The sequence below is a fragment of the Szabonella alba genome, from assembly GCF_016765775.1.
GTDB lineage: Bacteria > Pseudomonadota > Alphaproteobacteria > Rhodobacterales > Rhodobacteraceae > Szabonella > Szabonella alba.
The window spans coordinates 548,009-569,248 of record NZ_JAESVN010000001.1 but is presented as its reverse complement, the minus strand read 5'-3'; the positions used below and the strand labels follow the sequence as shown (position 1 = coordinate 569,248).

Genomic DNA, 21,240 nt, shown 5'->3' with positions numbered 1-21,240 from the left:
CCCAAGCCCCGCCGCCACGTCAACAAAAACCGGCTTCAGTCGTGACCGGACAGGAATTTCTCGGCATCCAGCGCCGCCATGCAGCCCATTCCCGCGCTGGTCACTGCCTGCCGGTAGATATGGTCGGTCAGATCGCCCGCTGCAAAGACCCCCGGGATCGAGGTGCGTGTCGAACCGGGTTCGACCACCACATAGCCGCCATTGTGCAATTCCAGTTGATCCTTGACCAGTTCCGAGGCGGGCGCATGACCGATCGCGACGAAAAAGCCCGCACAGGGCACATCCGTCACTTCGCCCGTCTGCACATTGCGCGCGCGCACCGCCGTCACGCCCGGCGGAGTGTCATCGCCCAGCACTTCCGTCACCTCATGGTTCCACAGCAGTTCGATCTTGGGGTTCTTGAACAGACGCTCCTGCATGATCTTTTCGGCGCGCAGGCTGTCGCGGCGATGGATCAGCGTCACCTTGGTTGCGAAATTGGTCAGGAACAGCGCCTCTTCCACGGCGGTATTGCCACCGCCGATCACCACGACCTCCTTGCCGCGATAGAAGAACCCGTCACAGGTGGCGCAGGCCGACACGCCGAAACCCTTGAACTTCTCTTCCGAGGGCAGGCCCAGCCATTTTGCCTGCGCGCCCGTGGCAAGGATCACCGCATCGGCGGTATAGGTCGTGCCACTGTCGGCGCTTGCGGTGAAGGGACGGGTGGATAGATCCAGTGTGGTGATGTAATCGGCGACAATCTCGGCGCCCATGGCCTTGGCATGGTCTTCCATCCGCACCATCAGGTCAGGCCCCTGCACATGGCTGTCGCCGGGCCAGTTTTCCACCTCGGTGGTGATGGTCAGCTGCCCGCCGGGCTGCAGCCCCTGCACCAGAACCGGATTGAGCATCGCACGCGCCGAATAAACCGCAGCGGTATAGCCCGCCGGCCCCGAACCGATGATCAGAACCGAAGTGTGCCGTGTCTCGCCCATGATATCCCTCATGCCTTCGCCCGGCCTTGCGGTCCGCGCCTGTCCCGTTTCCCGCCCGATATAGGCAAAGCCGCCCCGGGCCGGAAGGGGGCGGCAGGCCGCAGGGGACAGGTTGAAACAATATTGCGCAAACCGGGCAGAAAACATAAGGTCCGGCACGAAACCGCCCTGCGCGACCCCACGACCCCCATAGCAACAACAAGGACCCCCGACCATGGCCGGATCGAAGCTGGACCCAATCGACCGCCAGATCCTGGCCGAATTGCAGGCCGACGGGCGCATGACCAATGTCGAACTGGCCAAGCGGGTCGGCATTTCCGCCCCTCCCTGCCTGCGCCGCGTCCGCACATTGGAGGAGGCAGGTTATATCCGCGGCTACCACGCCGATATCGACGCCCGCGAAATGGGGTTCGAGGTGCAGGTCTTTGCCATGGTCCGGTTGCAGAGTCAGGCCGAATCAGATCTTTCCACATTCGAGGCGCGCTGCCGGGCCTGGTCACTGGTCCGCGAATGCCACATGCTGAACGGCGAGATCGACTTCATCCTGAAATGCGTCGCGCCCGATCTGTCCAGCTTTCAGGGCTTTCTGACCGGCGAATTGCTGAAAGCCGAGAATGTGGCCAGCGTGAAGACCAGCCTTGTGATCCGCTGCGCAAAGGACGATCCCGGCGTGCCCTTCGACGTGCTGGAAGACCGCATCAGCCGTTCGGCCTGAACGCGGCCTCCCCCCACAGCCGCGCAAGCCCGCCCGGCATGGCACGGGCCTTCAGCTGCCGCGATAGGTGGAATAGGCGAAAGGCGAGATCAGCAGCGGCACATGATAATGCGCGCCCGCATCGGAAATGCCGAACCGGATCGGGATTTCATCCAGAAACAGCACCCCCTTGGCCGCCTGACCGGTCGCGCGCAAATAATCACCGGCCGCAAAGACCAGTTCATAGCTGCCTTCAGTCAGATCGGCACCGGCCAGCATCGGCGCATCGCTGCGGCCATCGGCATTGGTCACCGTTTCGCCGATCTTGTGGCGCATGTCCCCGCTGATCCGGTAAAGCGTGATCCGAACCCCGGCCGCAGGTTTGCCCCGGGCCGTATCCAGAACATGGGTTGTCAGTCGTCCGCCGCTCATCTCTCGCCTCCATTCACATCGCATCGCCCGGAACTGTCGCAGAACCATGCAGGAATCGCCCCCCGAAGATTTCCGACAGGTCTTTCTTGGATTATTTGAAAAACATCCCCGATCCTATGGCCTAGGCTGATAATCACCCCGAACCGCCCCCCGAACCGCCGGAGCTTGCCGATGAACCGCTATCCCCGCGACTTTACCGGATATGGTGAAACCCCGCCCGATGCCGCATGGCCCGGCGGCGCGAAAATCGCCATATCGCTGGTCCTGAACTACGAAGAGGGCGGCGAAAACAACATCCTGCATGGCGATGCGGGCAGTGAGGCCTTCCTGTCCGATATCGCAGGCGCCCAGCCCTGGCCGGGAATGCGCCATGCCAATATGGAATCGATCTATGATTACGGCGCGCGGGCCGGGTTCTGGCGGCTGCATCGTCTGTTCACCACGCGCAACCTGCCGGTCACGATCTACGGGGTCGCCACTGCCCTTGCCCGGTCGCCCCTTCAGGTCGAGGCGATGCAGAGGGCAGGCTGGGAAATCGCAAGCCACGGGCTGAAATGGGTCGATCACCGCGACATGCCCGCCGAGGTGGAGCGCGCGGCGATTGCCGAGGCGATCCGCCTGCATGCCGAGGTCACGGGCACGCGCCCGCGCGGCTGGTATACGGGACGGTCTTCGATCAACACGCTGCGGCTGGTGGCCGAGGAAGGTGGCTTTGACTGGATCGCCGATACCTATGACGACGACCTGCCGCATTGGATGGAATTTGGCGACCGCGACCAGTTGATCCTGCCCTATACGCTGGAAGCCAATGACATGCGCTTTGCCACCGCCCCCGGCTATATCGAGGGCGAACAGTTCTTTCAGTATCTGAAAGACAGTTTCGACGTGCTTTACGCAGAGGGAGAGGCCGGAGCGCCGAAGATGTTCTCGATCGGCCTGCATTGCCGCCTGATCGGACGGCCCGGCAAGATTGCGGGGCTGATGCGTTTTCTGGATCACGCGCAATCGCATCCCGGCGTCTGGTTCGCCACGCGCGGCGAGATCGCGGAACATTGGGCGGCGCTCCATCCATATCGGCGCCATGAGCGCCCCAGCCGCATGGACCGCGACGCCTTCATTGCCCGTTTCGGTGGGATTTATGAACATTCCCCCTGGATCGCGGAACGCGCCTGGGGGCTGGAACTGGGCCCCGCCCATGACGGCGCTGCGGGGCTTGCCAATGCGCTGGCCCGCATCTTCCGCACGGCCACACCCGAAGAACGACTCGGCGTTCTCAGGGCCCATCCGGACCTTGCGGGAAAACTGGCCCTTGCGCGCCGCCTGACGGCGGAATCCACCGCCGAACAGGCCAGCGCCGCGCTGGACGCGCTGACCGATGCCGAACGCGCCCAGTTCGAAGATCTCAACGCGGCCTATGTCGCGAAACACGGCTTCCCCTTCATCATCGCGGTGCGCGACAACACGAAGGCCACGATCCTTGCCGCCTTCCGCGCCCGTATCGACAATGACACGACGACCGAATTCGCCACGGCCTGCGCGCAGGTCGAACGCATCGCACGGCTTCGCCTTCAGGACATGCTGCCATGAGCCCCTATTTCTCCCCTCCCGGCGGACTGCCGCCGCAGACGCAACTGATGACCGGCCGCGCGGTCTTTACCGAGGCCTATGCCTTCCTGCCGCGCGGGGTGTTTTCCGATATCGTGACCAGCTTCCTGCCGGGCTGGACGAAAACCCGGCTCTGGGTCATCGCCCGCCCGATGACCGGCTTTGCCGAGACCTTCAGCCAGTATGTGATGGAGGTTTCGCCCGGCGGTGGTTCCGACGCCCCCGATCCTGAAACCGGGGCGGAACACTGGCTGTTCTTCACCACCGGTCTGGCAACGCTGACCATCGACGGCGAGGGGCAGGAGCTTGAGACGGGCAGTTTCGCCTATATCCCGCCCGGATGCCGCTGGACGCTGCATGCCGAGGGCTCCGCCCCCGCCCGGTTCCACTGGCTGCGCAAGCTTTATGAACCCGCGCCCGGGCTTGCCGCGCCCGATCCGCTGATCATCGCGGAAGCCGACATTCCCCCGACGCCGATGCCCGATACCCAAGGCCGCTGGGCCACGACCCGTTTCGTCGATCCCGCAGATCTGCGCCATGATGCCCATGTGACCATCGTCACCTTTCAGCCCGGCGGCCTTATCCCGTTCGAGGAAACCCATGTCATGGAACACGGGCTTTATGTGCTTGAGGGCAAGGCGGTCTACAAGCTCAACCGCGACTGGGTCGAGGTCGAGGCGGGCGATTTCATGTGGCTGCGCGCCTTCTGCCCGCAGGCCTGCTATGCCGCAGGCCCCGGCCCGTTCCGCTATCTGCTTTACAAGGATGTGAACCGCCATGCCAAGCTGCGCGGCCCCGGCGCCTTCGGCCCCCCGCGCTGAACCGTCCCTTTCCCCCGCGTCCCCCTTTCCTTTGGAAAAATACCCACGGGGGGGCGCGGGGGGGCAGGCAGCCCCCCGCCCGACACAGACACCAGCGCGACGGAGCCAGATCCAATGACCCGCATCCTGCATTCCCGCCCCCTGACGCCCCAGGCCTTCGCCCCTTATGGTGACGTGATCGAGACCGGCAGCGATTACCGGCTTATCAATGCCGGGCTCTGCCAACGGCACAATGATCTTGCCCGTCTCGATTTCGGCGATGCCCGCGCGGGGATTTCGATCTTTTCTGCCGAACCCCGCGCCCTGCCCTATACGTTCGACCTGATCGAACGTCATCCCGAAGGCTCGCAGGCCTTCCTGCCGATGACGCAATATCCCTTTCTCGTCATCGTCGCCGACCATCCCGGCGCCACGCCGCTCGCCTTCATCACCAATGGCGCGCAGGGCATCAATCTGGCGCGCGGCACATGGCATGGGGTGCTGACCCCGCTGCATGCGCCCGGACTTTTCGCCGTGGTCGATCGGATCGGCCCGACCCCGAACCTTGAGGAACACCGCTTCGCCACCCCGTATGAGGTGCGCCAGCCCTGATCCTGCTTGCCGCCTGATTTTCTCAGGTCGAGATCCCGCGCGAAGCCCCCGCCAGAGAGGCCGCGCCCCAACAGCGAAGGAAACTCCCATGGCCGACAGCACCCTCGGCACGCCCGCGCAATTGCGTGATCCCGATTTCATGCCACCGCTCGCCTCGGCGGTGCCGCTTGGCATCCAGCATGTGCTGGCGATGTTCGTCTCGAACGTCACCCCCGCGATCATCGTCTGCGGCGCGGCAGGCATCGGTTTCGGATCTGATCAGGCCGCCCTCGGCTTTCCCGACATGAATTACATGATCCAGATGTCCATGCTGTTCGCAGGCATCGCGACGCTATTCCAGACCATCGGCGTCGGCCCGGTCGGCGCGCGGCTGCCCATCGTGCAGGGCACCTCCTTTGCCTTCGTGCCTGTGATGATCCCGGCCGTCGCGGGGCTTGGCACGGCGGGGCTTGGCGGGTTGATGACCGGAGTGGTGATCGGTGGCATCTTCCATTTTTGCCTTGGCTTTTTCGTGGGCCGGATCCGCTATGCGCTGCCGCCGCTGGTGACGGGCCTGATCGTGCTGATGATCGGTCTGGCGCTGGTCAAGGTCGGCATCCAATATGCCGCAGGCGGCGTGCCGCGCATGGGCACGCCCGAATTCGGCTCGCTTGCGATGTGGCTGCCTGCGCTGGTCGTGGTCTGTGTCACGCTTGCGATCAAGTTCTTCACCCGGGGGTTCATGGCCGTGGCTGCCGTCCTGATCGGCATCATCGCGGGCTATCTCGTGGCCCTTGCCATGGGTCAGGTCAGCTTTGCCAATGTCGGCCGCGCCGCCGGGTTTGCGCTGCCCAACCCCTTCCGCTGGGGGATCGAGTTCAACGCCGCCATCATCATCGGCATGTGTTTCATGGCGATCATTTCCGCAATCGAAACCGTGGGCGATGTCTCGGGCATCACCAAGGGCGGTGCGGGGCGGGAGGCGACCGACAGTGAGATCACAGGTGCGACCTTTGCCGATGGTGTCGGCTCGGGGATTGCCGGTATGTTCGGCGGCCTACCCAACACCTCCTTCTCGCAGAATGTCGGCCTTGTCGCCATGACCGGACTGATGAGCCGCCATGTCGTCACCATCGGCGCGGTCTTCCTGATCCTTTGCGGGCTGATCCCCAAGGTCGGCGCGATCATCAATACCGTGCCGATCAATGTTCTGGGCGGCGGCGTGATCGTGATGTTCGGCATGGTCTGCGCCTCGGGCGTCAACATGCTGTCGGATGTGAAATGGAACCGCCGCAACATGGTGATCTTCGCAACCGCCCTTTCGGTCAGCCTCGGGCTGCAACTGGAACCCTCGGCGCTGCAGCATATGGGCGACACGGCACAGATCCTGCTGACCTCGGGCCTGCTGCCCGCCGCGGGCATCGCCATCGCCCTGAACCTCGCCCTGCCCGAGGATCTGGGGGACTGACGGCGAAAGGGGCACCCCCCGCGCGGTTTTTTCGTCGATAAGTATCCTGCGGGGGTGCGGGGGTGCAAAACCCCCGCTTGCCCGGCCCGGCCCCGGCGCATCGCCGGGGGATTGCCCTTTTCTTACAGACGCGCGATCCGCTCTGCCATATCCAGCATCCGGCAGGAAAATCCCCATTCATTGTCATACCAGCCGAAAACACGGACCAGCCCGCCCCCCGTCACCGCCGTCTCGCGCAGCGCCATGACCACGCTTTCATCCCGCGCGCGCAGGTCGGAACTGACCAGCGGACGATCCGTCACCCCGATCACGCCGCCCGCCGCGACCAGGGCCGCATTCACCTCGGCCACCGTCACGCCGCGCCCGGGCAGAAAGGTCAGGTCCACCGCCGAGACGCTGGCCACCGGCACCCGCACCGCAGCCCCCGACAGCCGCCCCGCCAGTTCCGGCAACACATGATCCAGCAGACGGCTGGCGCTGGTGGTCGTCGGCACCATGGACAGCGCCGCCGCCCGGCTGCGCGCGGGATCGCCGCGCGGCGCATCCACCGTGGGCTGACTGCCGGTATAGCAATGGATCGTGGTCATCCAGCCGGTCTGCAGCCCGAAAGCACGATCCAGCACCCGCGCCAGAGGCGCCAGTGCATTGGTGGTGCAGGAGGCGTTGGAAATCACCGCCATTTCGCGCGTCAGCCCGGCCTCGTTCGCGCCCAGAACCACGGTGTAATCCGCCGCCGCCGAGGGCCCCGAAATCAGCACCCTTCCCGCCCCTGCCCGCAGACCGCGCCGCGCGATCTCGGCACTGTCGGCGCGTCCGGTGCATTCCATCACCAGATCCACATCCGACAGGTCAAGCTGCGACAGATCCGCCTGATGGGTCAGGCGAAGGCGGTGCCCGTCGATCACCAGCGCCCCCGGCTCCAGCATCACCTGCCCCGGCCAGCGCCCGAAAACGCTGTCATATTCAAAAAGATAGGCGCAGTCCTCGGCGCTGGCGATGTCATTGATGGCGGTAATCTCAATCCCCGGCCAGCTGCCGCGCAGTGCCGCGCGCAGCACCGTGCGCCCGATCCGGCCAAAGCCGTTGAGTGCCACCCTGATCCGGTCTGCCATGATCTTCTCCGTCCTGCCTTGCACCGCAACCCGGTAGCCCCCGAGTCGCCCGGCAGCCAGACTGCGCGACACCCACGCCCGCCGCCAGCCCCAATCCCGCCCCGATCCCGCCGGGTCCTGCGCAGTGACTCTGGCAAAAGGCCGCGCAAGCCCCGCCCCTCGCCACCGCTTCCGTTGCGCCCTTGTCCCGCGCATGTCACTCTGACTGCAGACGCCTATACCCGGAGGAAGGCCCCGATGGACCGCAGCGCAAACCGCATCTGCATCTGGTATGACAGTGGCGCCGAAGAGGCCGCGCGTTTCTATGCCAGCGTCTTTCCCGACAGCGCCGTTCATGCCGTTCACCACGCACCGGGGGATTATCCTTCGGGCAAGAAGGGCGATGTGCTGACCGTCGATTTCACCGTCGCGGGCTTTCGCTGCATCGGGCTGAATGGCGGTCCGGCCTTTCCGCATAGCGAAGCCTTCTCGCTTCAGGTTGCCACCGAGACGCAAGAGGAAACCGACCGCTACTGGAACGCGATCATCGGCAATGGTGGCAAGGAAAGCGCCTGCGGCTGGTGTAAGGACCGCTGGGGGATCAACTGGCAGATCACCCCGCGCGTGCTGACCGAAGCGATGGCACGCGGCGGGGATGAGGCCGCGCGCGCCTTTGCCGCGATGATGGAGATGGGCCGCATCGACATCGCCCGGATCGAGGCCGCAATCCGGGGCTGAGGGACCGCGCGCCTTTCCCGCCCCCGGCCCGCGTCAGACCGCAACCTCGATGCCCAACCCCCGCGCCTGCGCTGCTGCAACCGCCCGCGCGGCCACCGCGATATCCTGCAGCCCGACGCCGGTTCCGTCGAACAGCGTGATCTCCTTGGCCGACTTGCGTCCCGGATGCCGCCCGGTCAGCACATCGCCCAACGGCGTGATCGCCCCCGCGCTGACCAGCCCCGCCGCCACGGCATGCTGCGCCTCGCCAATGGTCACGGATTGTGCCACCTCATCGGTGAAAAGCCGCGTCTGCGCCAGCAGAGCCGTTTCCACCTCCTGCTTGCCCTTGGTATCGGTGCCCATGCAGGCCAGATGCGTGCCGGGCGCGACATGATCGGCCATCAGGCTTGCGGCCGGGGATGAGGTGATCGTGACAATCACATCCGCCTGCCGCATCCCGGGCAGGTCCACCGCCTCGAAAGGCAGGCCAAGTTCGGCGGCGACTGCTGCCAGTTGCGGCAGCATTTCGGGATGGTAGTTCCAGCCGATCACGCGCTCAAAGCGCCGGACCCGCGCCGCCGCCCGCAACTGGAATGCGGCCTGATGCCCGGCCCCGACAATGCCCAGCACCCGCGCATCGTCCCGCGCCAGCCGGTCGATGGACAGCGCACTGGCCGCCGCCGTGCGCAAGGCGGTCAGCAGATTGCCCCCCACCATCGCCACGGGCCGCCCGGTTTCAGGATCGAACAGAAAGACCGAGGATTGATGATTGATGATCCCTTTCGCAGCATTGCCCGGAAAATACCCCCCAGCCTTGACGCCCATCTGCGCCCCGGCAAGGTCCAGCCCGGATTTGAACCCGTATTGCCGCCCCTCACCCAGCGCCTCACGCACCACCGGAAAATTCCGCGCCTTGCCGTCCGACATGGCCCGAAAGCAATCGGCCACCGCCTCCATCGCGGCATCGGGGGTCACAAGATCGGCAATCAGGGCTTCGGGCAGGATCAGCATGGGCAAGGGTCCTTTGACCGGCGGGACAAAACTTAAGGGGCAAAAGCGGGGGGACTCACCCCCGTGCCCGCAGTAAAGAGCGGGGGGTTCACACCCCCGCGCCCCCGTGGGATATTTGGAAAGAGAAGAGGGTCAGAACGCCTTGCCGCGTGCCGAAACCGGCCAGAGCAGTTCAACCTTTCCATCGCGGACCCCCACATACCAGTCATGGACATTGCAGGTCGGGTCGCAATGGCCCGGCACAAGGCGCAGCCGGTCATTGACTTTCAACACACCCTGCGGGTCCTCGACCACCCCATGTTCATCCGAGCATTTGACATATTTCACATCGTCGCGCCCGAAGATCACCGGCAATCCGCTATCGACCGACTGCGCCTTCAGCCCGGCATCGACAATCGCCTTGTCCGCCTTTGCATGGCTCATCACCGAGGTCAGGATGAACAGCGCGTTTTCCCATTCGCCCGCGTCGATGCGCTGGCCGTCATGGTCAAGGATGCGCCCGTAATCGGCATCCATGAAGGCGTAGGAGCCGCATTGCAGTTCATTATAGACGCCAGAGGCGCTTTCGAAATAATAGCTGCCGGTGCCGCCGCCGCCAACGATGTCACAGGCGACACCCTCGGCCGCCAGCGCCTCGACCGCGTCGCGCACCATGGCCACGGCAATGTCGATCTTCGCGCGGCGGTCCTCATAGCTGTCGAGGTGCTGCATCGCGCCCTGATAGGCCTGGATACCGCTGAATTTCAGCCCCGGCGCCGCCGCAACCGCGCGGGCAATCGCCAGCACATCCGCCGTGGACCGCACCCCGCAGCGCCCCGCGCCGCAGTCGATTTCAACCAGACATTCGATTTCGGTGCCATGGCGCATCGCCGCGTCCGACAGATCGGCGACATTGGCGATCTCGTCGATGCAGACAATGGTGCGCGCGCCCAGTTTTGGCAGCCGCGCCAGCCGGTCGATCTTGGCCGGATCGCGCACCTGATTGCTGACAAGAATATCGCGGATCCCGCCCCGCGCGAATGCCTCAGCCTCGCTGACCTTCTGGCAGCAGACCCCGCAAGAGCCGCCCAGACGGTCCTGCAGCAGCGCCACATCCACCGATTTGTGCATCTTCCCGTGGACCCGGTGCCGCATGCCATGCGCCCGCGCGTAATCGCCCATCTTGACGATATTGCGCTCCAGCGCGTCCAGATCGAGGATCAGACAGGGGGTCTGGATCTCGGCCTCAGTCATCCCCGGCAGGGCGGGAATGTCGTAACCGACCTCCAGTCCTTCGAAATTCACATGTCTGTTCATCATCCTATCCTTTCATCCAGGGAAGCCGGTCAAGATCCACATTGCCACCCGTCACCACGACCCCGATCCGCCGCCCCCGGAACAGCCCGGGATTGGCAAGGATCACGGCCAGCGGCACGGCGGAACTGGGTTCCATCACGATCTTCATGCGTTTCCAGACCAGTTTCATCGCGGCGATGATCTGATCTTCCTCGGCCGTCAGGATATCGGTCACATGGCGTGACACGAAATGCCATGTCAGATCCTTCAACGGCACTTTCAGCCCGTCCGCCACCGTTTCCGGCGCATCATCGGCGATGATATGACCGGCGCGCAAGCTGCGGAAGGCATCATCGGCAGCTTTCGGTTCGGCGGCAAAGACATCCACCCCCGGCGCGATGGAACTGACCGTCAGACAGGTGCCCGAGACCATGCCGCCGCCGCCAATCGGCGCGATCACGGTATCCAACCCCTCGACCTGTTCCAGCAATTCGCGCGAACAGGTGGCCTGCCCGGCAATCACGCGCGGATCGTTATAGGGATGCACGAATTCCGCCCCGGTCCGCGTCGCCACCCCGGCAAAGACCGCCTCGCGCGAGGAGGTCGAGGGCTCGCATTCCGTAATGACGCCGCCATAGCCGCGCACCGCCTCTTTCTTGGCCTCGGGTGCTGTGTGGGGCATCACGACATGGCAGGGAATCCCCCGCCGTCCGGCGGCATAGGCAAGGCTCAGCGCATGGTTGCCGCTGGAATGGGTCGCAACCCCGCGCGCCGCCTGCGCCTCATCCAGCCCGAAAACCGCATTGCAGGCACCCCGCACCTTGAACGCCCCGGCCTTCTGGAAGTTCTCACATTTGAAGAACAGTTCCGCCCCGGTCAGCGCATTCAGATGGCTTGAGGTCAGCACCGGCGTACGGTGGATATAGGGGCGGATCCGCGCCTCCGCCGCCAGAACATCATCAAAACCCGGGATTTCCATTCCTGCCACATCCTTCATCACTGGCCCTTTCATCTTGGCCCAAATACCTCGGGGGTCCGGGGGCTGGCCCCCGGCCCTCCCGTAATCCCGCTCAGGCCGCTGCCTGCTGTACGATCCCGGTCGAGCCGCGATAGTAATCCTGCGCCGCCGCAACGCCTGACCCCAGCCGGATGGTCCAGCCCAGATCGGCCATGCACATCTCGGCCGTGGCAAGTCCCGACAGCACCATCACATCGGTCAGCATGCCCAGATGGCCGATGCGGAACACCCGGCCCGCCACCTCACCCAGCCCGACACCGAAGGCGACCCCGTATTTGTCGGCGGCAAGCTTCACAAGATCGGAGCCATTGGCGCCCTCGGGCACGACCACCGCCGTCACGGTGTCCGATTGCAGATCCGCCGTGGCCGCACAGGGTCGCAGACCCCAGGCCGTGACCGCACGGCGCACGCCCTCGGCCAGACGGTAATGGCGGGCATAGACCGCGTCCAGACCTTCATCCTCCAGCATCTCGATTGACCGTGACAGCCCGGCGATCAGCCCGACAGCAGGGGTATAGGGATAGCCCCCCGCCGCACAGGCCCGCGCCATATCGCGGAAATCGAAAAAGGCGCGCGGCAGGGTTGCGCTATCCATCGCTGCCAGCGCCTTGGGGCTGACGCCCAGAATGGCCAGACCCGGTGGCAGCATGAAGCCTTTCTGACTGCCCGCCACGGCGATATCGACGCCCCAGCCCGCCATGTCAAAGGGCATCGAGGCAATCGAGGACACGCCGTCCACGAACAGCATCGCGCCATGCCCGGCCCGGTCCATCGCAGCGCGCAGGCCCGCGATATCCGACCGGACCCCGGTCGCCGTCTCGTTATGCGTTGCCAGCACGGCGCGGATCGTCCCGCCGATATCGGCGCGCAGGGCCCCTTCGATGGCGCCGATGGGCGCTCCTTCCCCCCAGGGCGCCTCAATCACCTGCACGTTGAGGCCGTGACGCTGGCACAGATCAATCCAGCGCTGTGAGAACATGCCGAACCGCGCCGCCAGAACCGTATCGCCGGGGCAAAGCGTATTGGTCACCGCCGCCTCCCAGCCCCCGGTGCCGGTTGACGGGAACAGGAAAACCTCTCCCTCATCCATGCGCAGCACGCGGCGCACGCCCGCCACCGCCGGACGGTAAAGCCGCCCGAACGCGGCGGACCGGTGATCCAGCGTTGGCACGTCGCAGGCTTTGCGGATCGCCTCGGGAATATTGGTCGGGCCGGGAATGAAGACCGGATTGGGCGAGAACATGGGCAATCCTTTCGCTGCTGTCTGAGGGCAGATTAGGGTCCGGGCCGCTGCGGTGCAATTTTTTCGAAATTGTTTTTCATTCTGTTTTAAAAATCGGAATTCCGTGCAATAACAGGGGTAAAGGCTTTTTTCATCGCGACGGGCGATGTTCGGCCCGCCGCATTATTTTCAGACATCCCGCAAGGATTTCCCACCATGACGCCCCCCCCGACCGAGGACATCGCGCCAGCACCATCCCCCCGCCCGCGTGGCCGACCGCGGGCCTTTCATGACAAGACTGACCAGAACCGCGTGCAGGCACTGGACCGGGGCGTGGCGCTGCTGTCGGTGCTGGCCGTGCATCCCGGGCTGACCCTGTCGGATCTGGCCGAACGCGCGGGCCAGCCGGTCGCGACGGTTTACCGCGCGCTGATCACCCTGCAGGGGCACGGGATGGTGGAACTGGAAGAACCGGGCCAGATCTGGCATATCGGCAGCGGCGCCTTCCGCGTCGGCTCGGCCTTCCTGCGCCGCACCAAGGTGGTGGAACGCGCGCGCCAGCCGATGGATGCGCTGATGCGCGCGACCGGGGAAACTTCAAATCTGGGTATGGAAAGCGGCGATGAGGTGCTGTTTCTCAGTCAGGTCGAAACGCATGAGGCGATCCGCGCCTTCTTTCCGCCCGGCACCAAGGGGCCGATGCATGTTTCGGGCATTGGCAAGGCCCTGCTGGCCTTCCTGCCACCGGACCGGGTGGCGGGTATTCTGGCCCGCAAGGGGCTGGCACGGTTCACGCCGCTGTCGATCACCGATCAGGGCGCGCTGATGCTGGATCTGGCCCGAACCCGCGACCGCGGCTATGCCATCGACGATCAGGAACGGGCCGAGGGGATGCGCTGCATCGCGGCCCCGATCTTCAACGCTCATGCCGAGGCTGTGGCGGGGCTTTCGGTGTCAGGCCCCGCCTTCCGCATCGGGCTGGAGGATGCCGGACGCATCGGCGCGCTGGTGGTCGAGGCCGCCGACCGCGTCACCGAGGCGACGGGCGGCCAGCGGCCCTGACAGGGCCTGCGGCAGCGGCGGGAGGCGGAACGGGCTTTTGAAAAGGTCATTCGCCCCTTCATTTCATGTTCAGAACAGCAGAACTTGCGTTGGCCGGGGCCATCGCCCCGGTCACGCGGAACGGTTCAGCTTTGCCGTCCGGTGGCCCCAAAAGCCGCCGGACAGCACCCGCCCGCCCGCCCCATGGCGGGTGCTTCGCCCCCGCCCGGGCAGGCGCTGTCCTCTGGTCTCTTGTGTGGCTGGTGGTTAAGGGGCAGGTGTTGGGCTGCGGGCAGGGAAAAGCGGTGCTTTTCCTGATCTGCCCGAAACAATCACAGCGGCAAAGCAATGCGGAAAGATTTCTCTCTTGCCAAGACGTGAAGCGGCTTGTTCATCAACCCCTTAAGCCTCCAGCGCGGCGGCCTTGGCGTGAAGATGCTCGACCAATCCCGGTTCAAGCTGCAGGCGTGCTGCCAGCATCGCCAGATAGCCCTTTTCGGCCGGGGCATCGGGGTCGACCACCAACAACGACGCGGCATAGATTTCGGCGGCTTCCTCGGGTCCCCGCGCAAGCGCGGCAATCGTGCCCACATCCAGCGGCGCGTCCAGTTCGGCACCGATCAGCGCCTGCGCCTCGGTCCCCAGCCCCAGCGTCTGCAACTGCGTCTCGATGCGGCGACGCTCAGCCGGGGTGACATGACCATCGGCCTTGGCCGCCGCCACCATCGCCCGCAGCAGCCGCGTGGCCAGTTCATCCGCCGCGCCGGCATCCGACGGCAGGAACACTGTGCCCTCGGGGGCAGGCAGTTCAACCGGGCCGGTCTGCGGCTGCGCGCTGGCCGATTTGCCTGCCTGCCAGTCCTGCCACGCCTTGTAGGCCAGACCGCCGATCAGCGCCGCCCCCCCGACCTTCAGCGCGGAGCCCGCCATGCGCCGGGTGGATTTCCCTCCCAGCAGAACCCCCAGAAGACCGCCCGCAATCGCCCCTTTGGCCAGACCCGACTGACCGTCCCAGGCGCCCTTGGCCCGGCCCGCAAGCCCGCCTGCCCGGTCCAGCGCACCGCCGACGCCGCCGCCACCCGAAGCCGCCCCTCCGACCCCGCCAAGTTGCCCCAGCAGCCCGTCCAGAAGTGATTTCGCGTCTTTCATACCAGTCTCCTGCAATGATCTGCGCGGCTTGCGCGCCAACAGCCCGCGATATGGGCAGCATGGACCCGGCGATCAATGGAGGCAGGGCAATGGAGGCACGGCAACGAAAGTCGGGCGAGGGCGGCAAGGCCGAACCCGGGCCGAAGTGGCAAAAAATTTTTCAGAGTAAAATAATCAGGATTTACAAGCGATGCGATTCGCGCCATGGTTGGGTCAATCCAAGCCAGCCCGATGGTCAGCCCGGAACCCATTTTCCAGCGGAGACCCTCATGGAGAAAGTCCTGACTTCCCCCCCTGCGCCGGCACGCGTTCCAGCCCCTGACCTGACTGAAATGCTGCGCCTTTCGCTTGACGGCCATCTGCCCTCGGGCGGGCTGATCGCCCATTGGTTTGACCGGCTGGAGGGACGGACATGAACGCGCGCCCCGATCCCGCCCAGATCACCCTTGCCCGGGGGCTGCCCGCAACGCCTGCGCGCCCGCGCCTTGCGCTGCCCGCAGCGGGGACCGAGTCCCTGCCGGTGCATCAGGCCCGGCAACTGACCCGGGGCGGCAGCCTTGCGCGGATTGAACTGGACGGCCAGATCTACGCCCTGCGCATCACCCGCGCCGGAAAGCTGATCCTGACCAAGTGATCCCCGCGCTCCGCCGCTCTTGCCGCAGGCGTCCGGCCTTTTGGGCAGGCGGCAAGGGCTGCGGCGCGTGAAAGCTGCGTCAAAATCCGGCCCTCCCTCTCGCCGGGTTTGACCGGACCGCATCCGGGCTTTCATAGTAAGGTCCGGATGCGGAGTCCTTTTCGTCATCCGGACCCGATGACGGAGCGCACCATGACCCCTGATGATCCCGCCAGACCGGACCCGCTTGCCCCGGCAGAAAGCGCCTATCTTCACTGGGCGGCCGAACTGGCCCGCGACCGGGAGGACCACCTTTCGGGCGATAACGCGCAAGAAGAGGACGGCCGGGATGCTGGCGGGCGGGGCGATAACACCCGTCGCGCCGATGGCCGGGGGCGCAGCGCAGGACAGCGCAGGGCCGGCACCGCCACAGGCCCCGCACAAACCGGTCCCGGCCCGTTGCAATCGGCACTCGTGCGGCTGTGCCCCAGCCAACCCGGTGACCGGCCCGGTGACTGGAGCGGTGACCGGCCCGACGCGCGCGCGGCCCTGATCCGGGCCATGGCCGAGGGGGCGGTGTTCCTTGACCCCGAGGATGCCGCAGAGATCGCGCGCGAGACGGCAGAACAGGCCAGAGCCACACCGACCGACCGCGCGACATCCCCCGCAGATGAACCCTTCACGGTCTACTGGTCCGACTTCGGTCTGGCCGAATTCCAGCGCCGGTTCGCGGGCGTGCTGGAGGTGCTGCATCCCTGCCGCCCGATCACCCGGGGCGCTGAACCGCTGACACTGTGCCCGCCACCCGACTGCGGCTGCGCCCAGCGCCCCGCCGCCCCGATCGTCGCGGTGATTGATGACGGAATCGGCTTTCTCAACCGTCGCTTCTGCCGCCGCGACAGCCGCGATGGCGGGGCCGCCGCCTATCGCACGCGGTTTCACGCGATCTGGCTGCAGGCGTTCCGCTCCGTGCCCGCCCCAGCCTTCGGCGCGGCCTACAGGCAGACGGGTGAGGTTCTGCACCGGCCCGAGATCGACGCGCTGCTGGCGCGGGGGGCGGCCCTGGATGAAGGCGCGGTCTATCGCGCGCTGAACCTGCAGCTTTATGGACCGGGGGCGCATCGCGCGACCGAACAGGGGTTCAGCCATGGCACCCATGTGCTGGATCTGGCCGCAGGCGCCGATCCCGATCGCAATGACCCCGCAGGGGACTGGCCGCTTCTGGCGGTGCAACTGCCGCCCGAGGCGGTGGACAATACCGCCGGAACCCAGCTTGAACCCTGCATCGTCGCAGGGGTCCGCTGGATCCTGCAACAGGCGCTGCGCATCAATCGCGACAGCCCCGTCGTCATCAATATTTCCTTTGCCACCTTTGCGGGTCCCAAGGACGGCAGCAAGGCCATCGAGGCGCTGATCGCCCGGATGGCCGCCGACTGGCAGGCCCGCCATGGCCGCCGGGTGCGCGTGGTCTATGCCTGGGGCAATGCGCGGCTGGCCAATCAGGGCGCGCATCTGACACTGGCCCCCGGCCATGACGAAGCGATCACATGGCGTCTGCAGCCCGATGATTTCGCGGCAAGCTATCTAGAGGTCCGCCCGGATGATCCGGCTGATCTGTCACGGCTGGCGCTGCATCTGACCGCGCCCGGACCGGGCGCGCGGCCAGTGGATCTGGGCGGCGTCCCGGCCAATAGCAGCCGCGCGATCCGCGACGTCTCGGGCAGGCTGGTCGGGCGGTTCTATCATCTTGGCGCGCGCTCCAGCGCGCCCGGCGTGGTGACGCCCGCCCATGCCGTGCTGGCCATGGCCCCGACCGAGGCGGAACGCGGATTGATCCGCACTCCGGCGGGCGGCTGGACAATCGGCCTGGGCATCCTGCGTGGCGGTCCGCTGCCGCTGCGGCTGGAGGTGCAGCGCGGCGATACACCGAACGGATACCGCACGAATGGCAGGCAAAGCTATCTAGACCATCCGCGCGCCCATGACTGGGATCCCGAAAGCGCCGACTGGACGGCACCGGGCAGCGATTGCCCGATAACCCGCGGGGCCAGCCATTCCAGTTTCGTCACCGCGCGTTCGGATTGCGTGCATGCGGTTGCGGCGGCGGTCGACCTAACAGACCTGCCCCCCGCGCCCTATTCCGCCACGGGATCGGCGCGCACCCGGGCCGCGCCCACGCTTTCCGCGCCGGGGGACCGGGGCACCGCCCTGACGGGGCTGGTCGCGGCTGGCACATTTTCCGGTTCGGGCCGGGTTGCGAATGGCACATCGGTCGCGGCGGCGCGGGTCAGCCGGGTCATCGCGACCGCACTGGACAATGGCACCTTCCCCGAACAGCCGGGTGCTGCCGAGGCGGCAGCGCTGGTGGCCCTTTACGGCGAAGCGGCCGATCCACACTGGCAGGACCGGCAAGGCGCGGGGATCCTGACCGGGACCGGCATCCCGGTTCCCGCACTGGTCTGACCGGGAATCGCGGGGCGCGGGTCATTTGGTCCGCGTGCCTGCCCCGGTTTCCGGCCCGCACAGAACCGGAAAGAAAAAAGAAAAGGACCGCTGAGGGACATATACAGCGGTCCTTTCCAGAATGCGCATCAGCTCTGGGGAAGCTGTCGTCAGCGCACCCATTCATCCCGCGCGATCTGCCACAGATCCGCCAGAAGCGGCGGTGGCGGCGCGGTAAAGGCGATCATGCCCGTCGCGGGCAGCACGGATTCCAGCGTATCCAGCGTGAAATCCTCAAGGAAAGCGGTGCCATTGAAGGCGCGCGCCGGGGTCGCAGTTGCGCCCGACAACCAGTTGGTCAGCAGTTCCGCCGTGCCGATGCCCAGAACGGCCCCGGCCATGCTGTCGCTGGGGTAATGCACACCGGCAATGGTGCGGTTGGTCGCGATCCGGGCTGCAAGGCGCATCGGCTGACTGCGGGCCTGAACCTCGGCCAGCGCGTCAATGCCGCTTCCGGCCTTCAGCGCCGAGAACAGGACCGCGACCGCAAAGGCCTCGGTCGCGTGACCGCTGGGCCAGGCGCCATGGCCGGGCGTCTGGATCATCGGCTGCATTTCATCGCTGACGGTGACCGGGCGGGGAAAATCGAAATGCAGCTTAAGCCGCATTTCCAGCCGTCCCATCATCCGCAAAAGCGCCCCGATCAGATCCAGCGTGCGTTTCGTCGCCACCCGGTCAAGATAGGCCTGCGCCCCGAAGAAGGACAGGAAATCCCCGGTCTGAACCTGAATTTCCGCCATCCGGTCGATGCGCAGATCGGCATAGCTGCGCATCAGGGCCATCTGCGCATCGACAAAGGCCTGATCGAAGACGGGCCGCGTCAGATTGACCACCGCCGCGCCGCCGGTGACCGGGCTGGTGACCGCCCCCGCCTGCGGTTGCGACAGGTCCAGCCCGGCAAGCGCGCCCAGTTCGTAATCCAGCACCGCCGCCTGCGGTCCGTCCTGCATGCGCCGGAACCCGTCCCATCCGCCCGGGGTGGGCCGGTCCGGCACCTGTCCGCCCGCCCCGGTCCAGTGCCGTGCGATCCCGTCGCGCGTCGTGGCCAGCGCCAGCGAAAGATAGGGGCCCGAGGAGCCGCCCGCGCCTTGGGTTCCCTGCGTCCCTTGTGTTCCTTGGGTGCCCTGCGTCCCCTGGGTCCCTTGCGTCCCCTGGGTGCCCTGCGTCCCTTGCGTGCCCTGAGTTCCCTGGGTGCCGGAATATGCCATTCTTAACCTCTTTCGCGCCGCGCAGGGGCAGTCTAGGCTGGACGCGTCAGGGCTGCAAAAATCCTTTTTGTCCAAGTGACAGAATTTGCGGTATTTTGACGTTTGGGAATGGGTGCCGGTTTGCTGTCCGGTCGGGTGTGTGTCACGCAGGGTTAAGGGGTGCCGGAGAATGGCGGAACGGTTCAGCCGGGAAGGCAGGATAGACCATGAACGCGGAGCGGGCCCCGGAGCCGGCAGTGGTGGAGCTTGGCCTTTACGGCCCGTTCACCCTGCGATCCCTGAAGGACGGGCAGGATCTGTCCCTGCGCCCGCATAAGTCGCGCGCGATCCTTGCCATGCTGGCCCTTGCCCCCGATCAGCGCCGCAGCCGCCGCTGGATCGAGGAACGGCTCTGGAGTGACCGGGGCCCGCAACAGGCGGCAGGCAGCCTGCGGCAGGCGCTGGTCGATCTGCGCAAGGCGCTTGGGGCCCATGACGATATTCTGATCGCCGATCGCGAATGGCTGTCGCTGCACCCCGGCGCCCTGCGCCTTTGCCCGGCAGCCGAGACCGGCGGCGAATTGCTGGAAGGCGTCTCGGTGCGGGATCCGGCCTTCCTGCGCTGGCGGGAGGCCGAGCATCGCGCGGCATCAGGTGCTGCGGTGGTTGCGGGCCTGATCCGCGCCGATGTGACGCCCGCGGGCGAACCCGTCACATTGCGTTGCACCACGGCCAACCTGCCCGGCACAGGGTCGGGGATCGTGGCCGAAATCATCTCAGCCCGCATCGCCGCCGATATTGCCGAGCATCTGACAGCTTGCACCATCGCCCCGAACGGGGGCGGAACCGTGCGGCCCGCCGCAGATCTGGAAATCAACTGCAATGTGATCGAGGATAACGGCATCTGCCTTGCCTTCATCAAGATCGTGCATCTGGCCTCGGGTCGGGTGCTGTATTCCCGGGACTGCCGTTTCACCGGCACGGCAACCGCGCTTGCGGGGTCCGAGGCGCTGGTCCAGACCGCGTGGGAGGCCGCCGAGCGGACCGTGGCACGGGTGCCGCATGTTCTGGGCGTGGCGCGCAACGCGCCGAAATCGGCGGCCTTGGGGCAATTGGCGCTGCACAAGATGTTCTCGTTCAACGAGGTGCAACTGGCCGAAGCAGACCGCCTGATGGAACAGGCATGGGAGGTCGAGGGCAACACCGTGCATCTGGCATGGCGCGGGCTGTTGCAGATGGTCAAGGCCATCGAACTGGGGCAGGCGCGCAAGCCCGAACTGCATGATGCAGCCCTGTCACTGACCGCCCATGCGATGGAGCGGCAGGACGGCAATGCCACGGTCAAGGCGCTGGTCTCACAGACCCGCGCCATGCTGTTCGGCGATGCGGTGGCCGCCGGTCAGGCCGCATTGGCAGCCCTTGAAGAAAACCCCCGCAATCCGTTCGCGCTGCAGGCCATGGCGGTGGCGAAGATGCTGGCCGGGGATGGCGAGGAAGCCTACCGCATGTCGGCTTTGGGCCGCAGCCATGCCAGCCGGTCCACCTTCCGGCATTGGTGGGACGCGCATCACGCCACGGTCTGCGTCGCGACCGGCCGCCTGCCCGAGGCGATCCGTGCCGCCGAGGCGGCCGCCTTTGCCGCGCCCTCGCTGCGCCCCGCTTACCGCTATCTTCTGTCGCTTTACGCCCATCAGGGCGATCTGGACCGCGCGAACAGCATGAAGGAACGGCTGGAAGAGATCGAACCCGGCTTTACCCTTGACCGAATGCTGGGCGATCCCGATTACCCGGTCCGCACGCTGCGCAGCACCGGCCTGTTGGGGCAGTTGCGCAAGCTTATGTAG

At 66.0% G+C, this 21,240-nt stretch carries 20 protein-coding genes; 11 read left to right on the top strand and 9 right to left on the bottom strand.

Annotated features, from left to right (window positions below):
* Positions 1-35: 35 nt before the first annotated feature.
* Positions 36-977 carry a thioredoxin-disulfide reductase gene (trxB, locus tag JL811_RS02630; protein ID WP_202687183.1) on the bottom strand — a complete coding sequence of 314 codons (942 nt, stop codon included), beginning with the start codon at positions 975-977 and terminating at the stop codon, positions 36-38.
* A gap of 214 nt (positions 978-1,191) precedes the next feature.
* Here trxB and JL811_RS02625 point away from each other — a divergent pair, with 214 nt between their 5' ends.
* Positions 1,192-1,692 carry an Lrp/AsnC family transcriptional regulator gene (locus JL811_RS02625; RefSeq protein WP_202686750.1) on the top strand — a complete coding sequence of 167 codons (501 nt, stop codon included), beginning with the start codon at positions 1,192-1,194 and terminating at the stop codon, positions 1,690-1,692.
* A gap of 51 nt (positions 1,693-1,743) precedes the next feature.
* Here JL811_RS02625 and uraH read toward each other — a convergent pair whose 3' ends face one another.
* Positions 1,744-2,103: a hydroxyisourate hydrolase gene (gene uraH, locus JL811_RS02620; protein WP_202686749.1), complete on the bottom strand. Its 360-nt coding sequence runs from the start codon at positions 2,101-2,103 to the stop codon at positions 1,744-1,746.
* 171 nt (positions 2,104-2,274) lie between these two features.
* Between uraH and puuE the strand changes: the two genes are divergently transcribed.
* The 4 genes from puuE (at position 2,275) to JL811_RS02600 (ending at position 6,567) form a co-directional block, all read left to right on the top strand.
* Entirely contained in the window at positions 2,275-3,690 is a 1,416-nt protein-coding gene (gene puuE / locus JL811_RS02615; RefSeq protein WP_202686748.1) for an allantoinase PuuE, read from the top strand.
* A complete protein-coding gene (locus JL811_RS02610) occupies positions 3,687-4,529 on the top strand; it encodes a bifunctional allantoicase/(S)-ureidoglycine aminohydrolase (RefSeq protein ID WP_202686747.1) in 843 nt (280 codons plus the stop codon). The genes puuE and JL811_RS02610 overlap by 4 nt, the downstream gene beginning before the upstream one ends.
* Positions 4,530-4,643: 114 nt before the next feature.
* Entirely contained in the window at positions 4,644-5,120 is a 477-nt protein-coding gene (locus JL811_RS02605; protein ID WP_202686746.1) for an ureidoglycolate lyase, read from the top strand.
* A gap of 88 nt (positions 5,121-5,208) precedes the next feature.
* On the top strand, positions 5,209-6,567 hold the full coding sequence (locus tag JL811_RS02600) for a uracil-xanthine permease family protein (RefSeq protein WP_202686745.1): 1,359 nt from the start codon (positions 5,209-5,211) through the stop codon (positions 6,565-6,567).
* A 122-nt stretch (positions 6,568-6,689) separates the two neighbouring features.
* Here JL811_RS02600 and JL811_RS02595 read toward each other — a convergent pair whose 3' ends face one another.
* A complete protein-coding gene (locus JL811_RS02595) occupies positions 6,690-7,679 on the bottom strand; it encodes a type I glyceraldehyde-3-phosphate dehydrogenase (protein ID WP_202686744.1) in 990 nt (329 codons plus the stop codon).
* 237 nt (positions 7,680-7,916) lie between these two features.
* On the opposite strand from JL811_RS02595, the gene JL811_RS02590 reads away from it, so the two are divergent.
* Entirely contained in the window at positions 7,917-8,396 is a 480-nt protein-coding gene (locus JL811_RS02590; protein WP_202686743.1) for a VOC family protein, read from the top strand.
* Positions 8,397-8,429: 33 nt separating this feature from the next.
* Here JL811_RS02590 and bhcD read toward each other — a convergent pair whose 3' ends face one another.
* The 4 genes from bhcD to bhcA all read right to left on the bottom strand — a co-directional run bounded on the left by bhcD (position 8,430) and on the right by bhcA (position 12,925).
* The gene (gene bhcD / locus JL811_RS02585) at positions 8,430-9,389 is read right to left on the bottom strand and encodes an iminosuccinate reductase BhcD (protein WP_202686742.1); all 960 of its coding nucleotides are present in this window, start codon (positions 9,387-9,389) and stop codon (positions 8,430-8,432) included.
* 132 nt (positions 9,390-9,521) lie between these two features.
* The gene (gene bhcC, locus JL811_RS02580) at positions 9,522-10,685 is read right to left on the bottom strand and encodes a 3-hydroxy-D-aspartate aldolase BhcC (RefSeq protein ID WP_202687182.1); all 1,164 of its coding nucleotides are present in this window, start codon (positions 10,683-10,685) and stop codon (positions 9,522-9,524) included.
* 4 nt (positions 10,686-10,689) lie between these two features.
* A complete protein-coding gene (gene bhcB / locus JL811_RS02575; RefSeq protein ID WP_202686741.1) occupies positions 10,690-11,661 on the bottom strand; it encodes a beta-hydroxyaspartate dehydratase BhcB in 972 nt (323 codons plus the stop codon).
* 73 nt (positions 11,662-11,734) lie between these two features.
* Positions 11,735-12,925: an L-aspartate--glyoxylate aminotransferase BhcA gene (gene bhcA / locus JL811_RS02570; RefSeq protein WP_202686740.1), complete on the bottom strand. Its 1,191-nt coding sequence runs from the start codon at positions 12,923-12,925 to the stop codon at positions 11,735-11,737.
* 195 nt (positions 12,926-13,120) lie between these two features.
* Here bhcA and bhcR point away from each other — a divergent pair, with 195 nt between their 5' ends.
* A complete protein-coding gene (bhcR, locus tag JL811_RS02565; RefSeq protein ID WP_202686739.1) occupies positions 13,121-13,966 on the top strand; it encodes an HTH-type transcriptional regulator BhcR in 846 nt (281 codons plus the stop codon).
* A gap of 381 nt (positions 13,967-14,347) precedes the next feature.
* On the opposite strand, the gene JL811_RS02560 is transcribed toward bhcR, so the two are convergent.
* Positions 14,348-15,094: a tellurite resistance TerB family protein gene (locus JL811_RS02560; RefSeq protein WP_202686738.1), complete on the bottom strand. Its 747-nt coding sequence runs from the start codon at positions 15,092-15,094 to the stop codon at positions 14,348-14,350.
* A 269-nt stretch (positions 15,095-15,363) separates the two neighbouring features.
* On the opposite strand from JL811_RS02560, the gene JL811_RS02555 reads away from it, so the two are divergent.
* The 3 genes from JL811_RS02555 (at position 15,364) to JL811_RS02545 (ending at position 18,170) form a co-directional block, all read left to right on the top strand.
* On the top strand, positions 15,364-15,510 hold the full coding sequence (locus JL811_RS02555) for a hypothetical protein (protein WP_202686737.1): 147 nt from the start codon (positions 15,364-15,366) through the stop codon (positions 15,508-15,510).
* The gene (hemP, locus tag JL811_RS02550) at positions 15,507-15,728 is read left to right on the top strand and encodes a hemin uptake protein HemP (protein ID WP_202686736.1); all 222 of its coding nucleotides are present in this window, start codon (positions 15,507-15,509) and stop codon (positions 15,726-15,728) included. Before JL811_RS02555 ends, hemP begins: the two co-directional genes overlap by 4 nt.
* Before the next feature lie 192 nt (positions 15,729-15,920).
* Positions 15,921-18,170 carry a S8/S53 family peptidase gene (locus tag JL811_RS02545; RefSeq protein ID WP_202686735.1) on the top strand — a complete coding sequence of 750 codons (2,250 nt, stop codon included), beginning with the start codon at positions 15,921-15,923 and terminating at the stop codon, positions 18,168-18,170.
* A 149-nt stretch (positions 18,171-18,319) separates the two neighbouring features.
* Here JL811_RS02545 and JL811_RS02540 read toward each other — a convergent pair whose 3' ends face one another.
* Positions 18,320-19,417 carry a phosphatase PAP2 family protein gene (locus tag JL811_RS02540; protein WP_202686734.1) on the bottom strand — a complete coding sequence of 366 codons (1,098 nt, stop codon included), beginning with the start codon at positions 19,415-19,417 and terminating at the stop codon, positions 18,320-18,322.
* A 206-nt stretch (positions 19,418-19,623) separates the two neighbouring features.
* On the opposite strand from JL811_RS02540, the gene JL811_RS02535 reads away from it, so the two are divergent.
* Positions 19,624-21,240 carry an AfsR/SARP family transcriptional regulator gene (locus tag JL811_RS02535; RefSeq protein ID WP_202686733.1) on the top strand — a complete coding sequence of 539 codons (1,617 nt, stop codon included), beginning with the start codon at positions 19,624-19,626 and terminating at the stop codon, positions 21,238-21,240.

Excerpts from the sequence above, each read along its gene's own strand:
- trxB (WP_202687183.1), bottom strand. The coding sequence starts at position 977 with ATGGGCGAGACACGGCACACTTCGGTTCTGATCATCGGTTCGGGGCCG.
- JL811_RS02625 (WP_202686750.1), top strand. The coding sequence starts at position 1,192 with ATGGCCGGATCGAAGCTGGACCCAATCGACCGCCAGATCCTGGCCGAA.
- uraH (WP_202686749.1), bottom strand. The coding sequence starts at position 2,103 with ATGAGCGGCGGACGACTGACAACCCATGTTCTGGATACGGCCCGGGGC.
- puuE (WP_202686748.1), top strand. The coding sequence starts at position 2,275 with ATGAACCGCTATCCCCGCGACTTTACCGGATATGGTGAAACCCCGCCC.
- JL811_RS02610 (WP_202686747.1), top strand. The coding sequence starts at position 3,687 with ATGAGCCCCTATTTCTCCCCTCCCGGCGGACTGCCGCCGCAGACGCAA.
- JL811_RS02605 (WP_202686746.1), top strand. The coding sequence starts at position 4,644 with ATGACCCGCATCCTGCATTCCCGCCCCCTGACGCCCCAGGCCTTCGCC.
- JL811_RS02600 (WP_202686745.1), top strand. The coding sequence starts at position 5,209 with ATGGCCGACAGCACCCTCGGCACGCCCGCGCAATTGCGTGATCCCGAT.
- JL811_RS02595 (WP_202686744.1), bottom strand. The coding sequence starts at position 7,679 with ATGGCAGACCGGATCAGGGTGGCACTCAACGGCTTTGGCCGGATCGGG.
- JL811_RS02590 (WP_202686743.1), top strand. The coding sequence starts at position 7,917 with ATGGACCGCAGCGCAAACCGCATCTGCATCTGGTATGACAGTGGCGCC.
- bhcD (WP_202686742.1), bottom strand. The coding sequence starts at position 9,389 with ATGCTGATCCTGCCCGAAGCCCTGATTGCCGATCTTGTGACCCCCGAT.
- bhcC (WP_202687182.1), bottom strand. The coding sequence starts at position 10,685 with ATGAACAGACATGTGAATTTCGAAGGACTGGAGGTCGGTTACGACATT.
- bhcB (WP_202686741.1), bottom strand. The coding sequence starts at position 11,661 with ATGAAGGATGTGGCAGGAATGGAAATCCCGGGTTTTGATGATGTTCTG.
- bhcA (WP_202686740.1), bottom strand. The coding sequence starts at position 12,925 with ATGTTCTCGCCCAATCCGGTCTTCATTCCCGGCCCGACCAATATTCCC.
- bhcR (WP_202686739.1), top strand. The coding sequence starts at position 13,121 with ATGACGCCCCCCCCGACCGAGGACATCGCGCCAGCACCATCCCCCCGC.
- JL811_RS02560 (WP_202686738.1), bottom strand. The coding sequence starts at position 15,094 with ATGAAAGACGCGAAATCACTTCTGGACGGGCTGCTGGGGCAACTTGGC.
- JL811_RS02555 (WP_202686737.1), top strand. The coding sequence starts at position 15,364 with ATGGAGAAAGTCCTGACTTCCCCCCCTGCGCCGGCACGCGTTCCAGCC.
- hemP (WP_202686736.1), top strand. The coding sequence starts at position 15,507 with ATGAACGCGCGCCCCGATCCCGCCCAGATCACCCTTGCCCGGGGGCTG.
- JL811_RS02545 (WP_202686735.1), top strand. The coding sequence starts at position 15,921 with ATGACCCCTGATGATCCCGCCAGACCGGACCCGCTTGCCCCGGCAGAA.
- JL811_RS02540 (WP_202686734.1), bottom strand. The coding sequence starts at position 19,417 with ATGGCATATTCCGGCACCCAGGGAACTCAGGGCACGCAAGGGACGCAG.
- JL811_RS02535 (WP_202686733.1), top strand. The coding sequence starts at position 19,624 with ATGAACGCGGAGCGGGCCCCGGAGCCGGCAGTGGTGGAGCTTGGCCTT.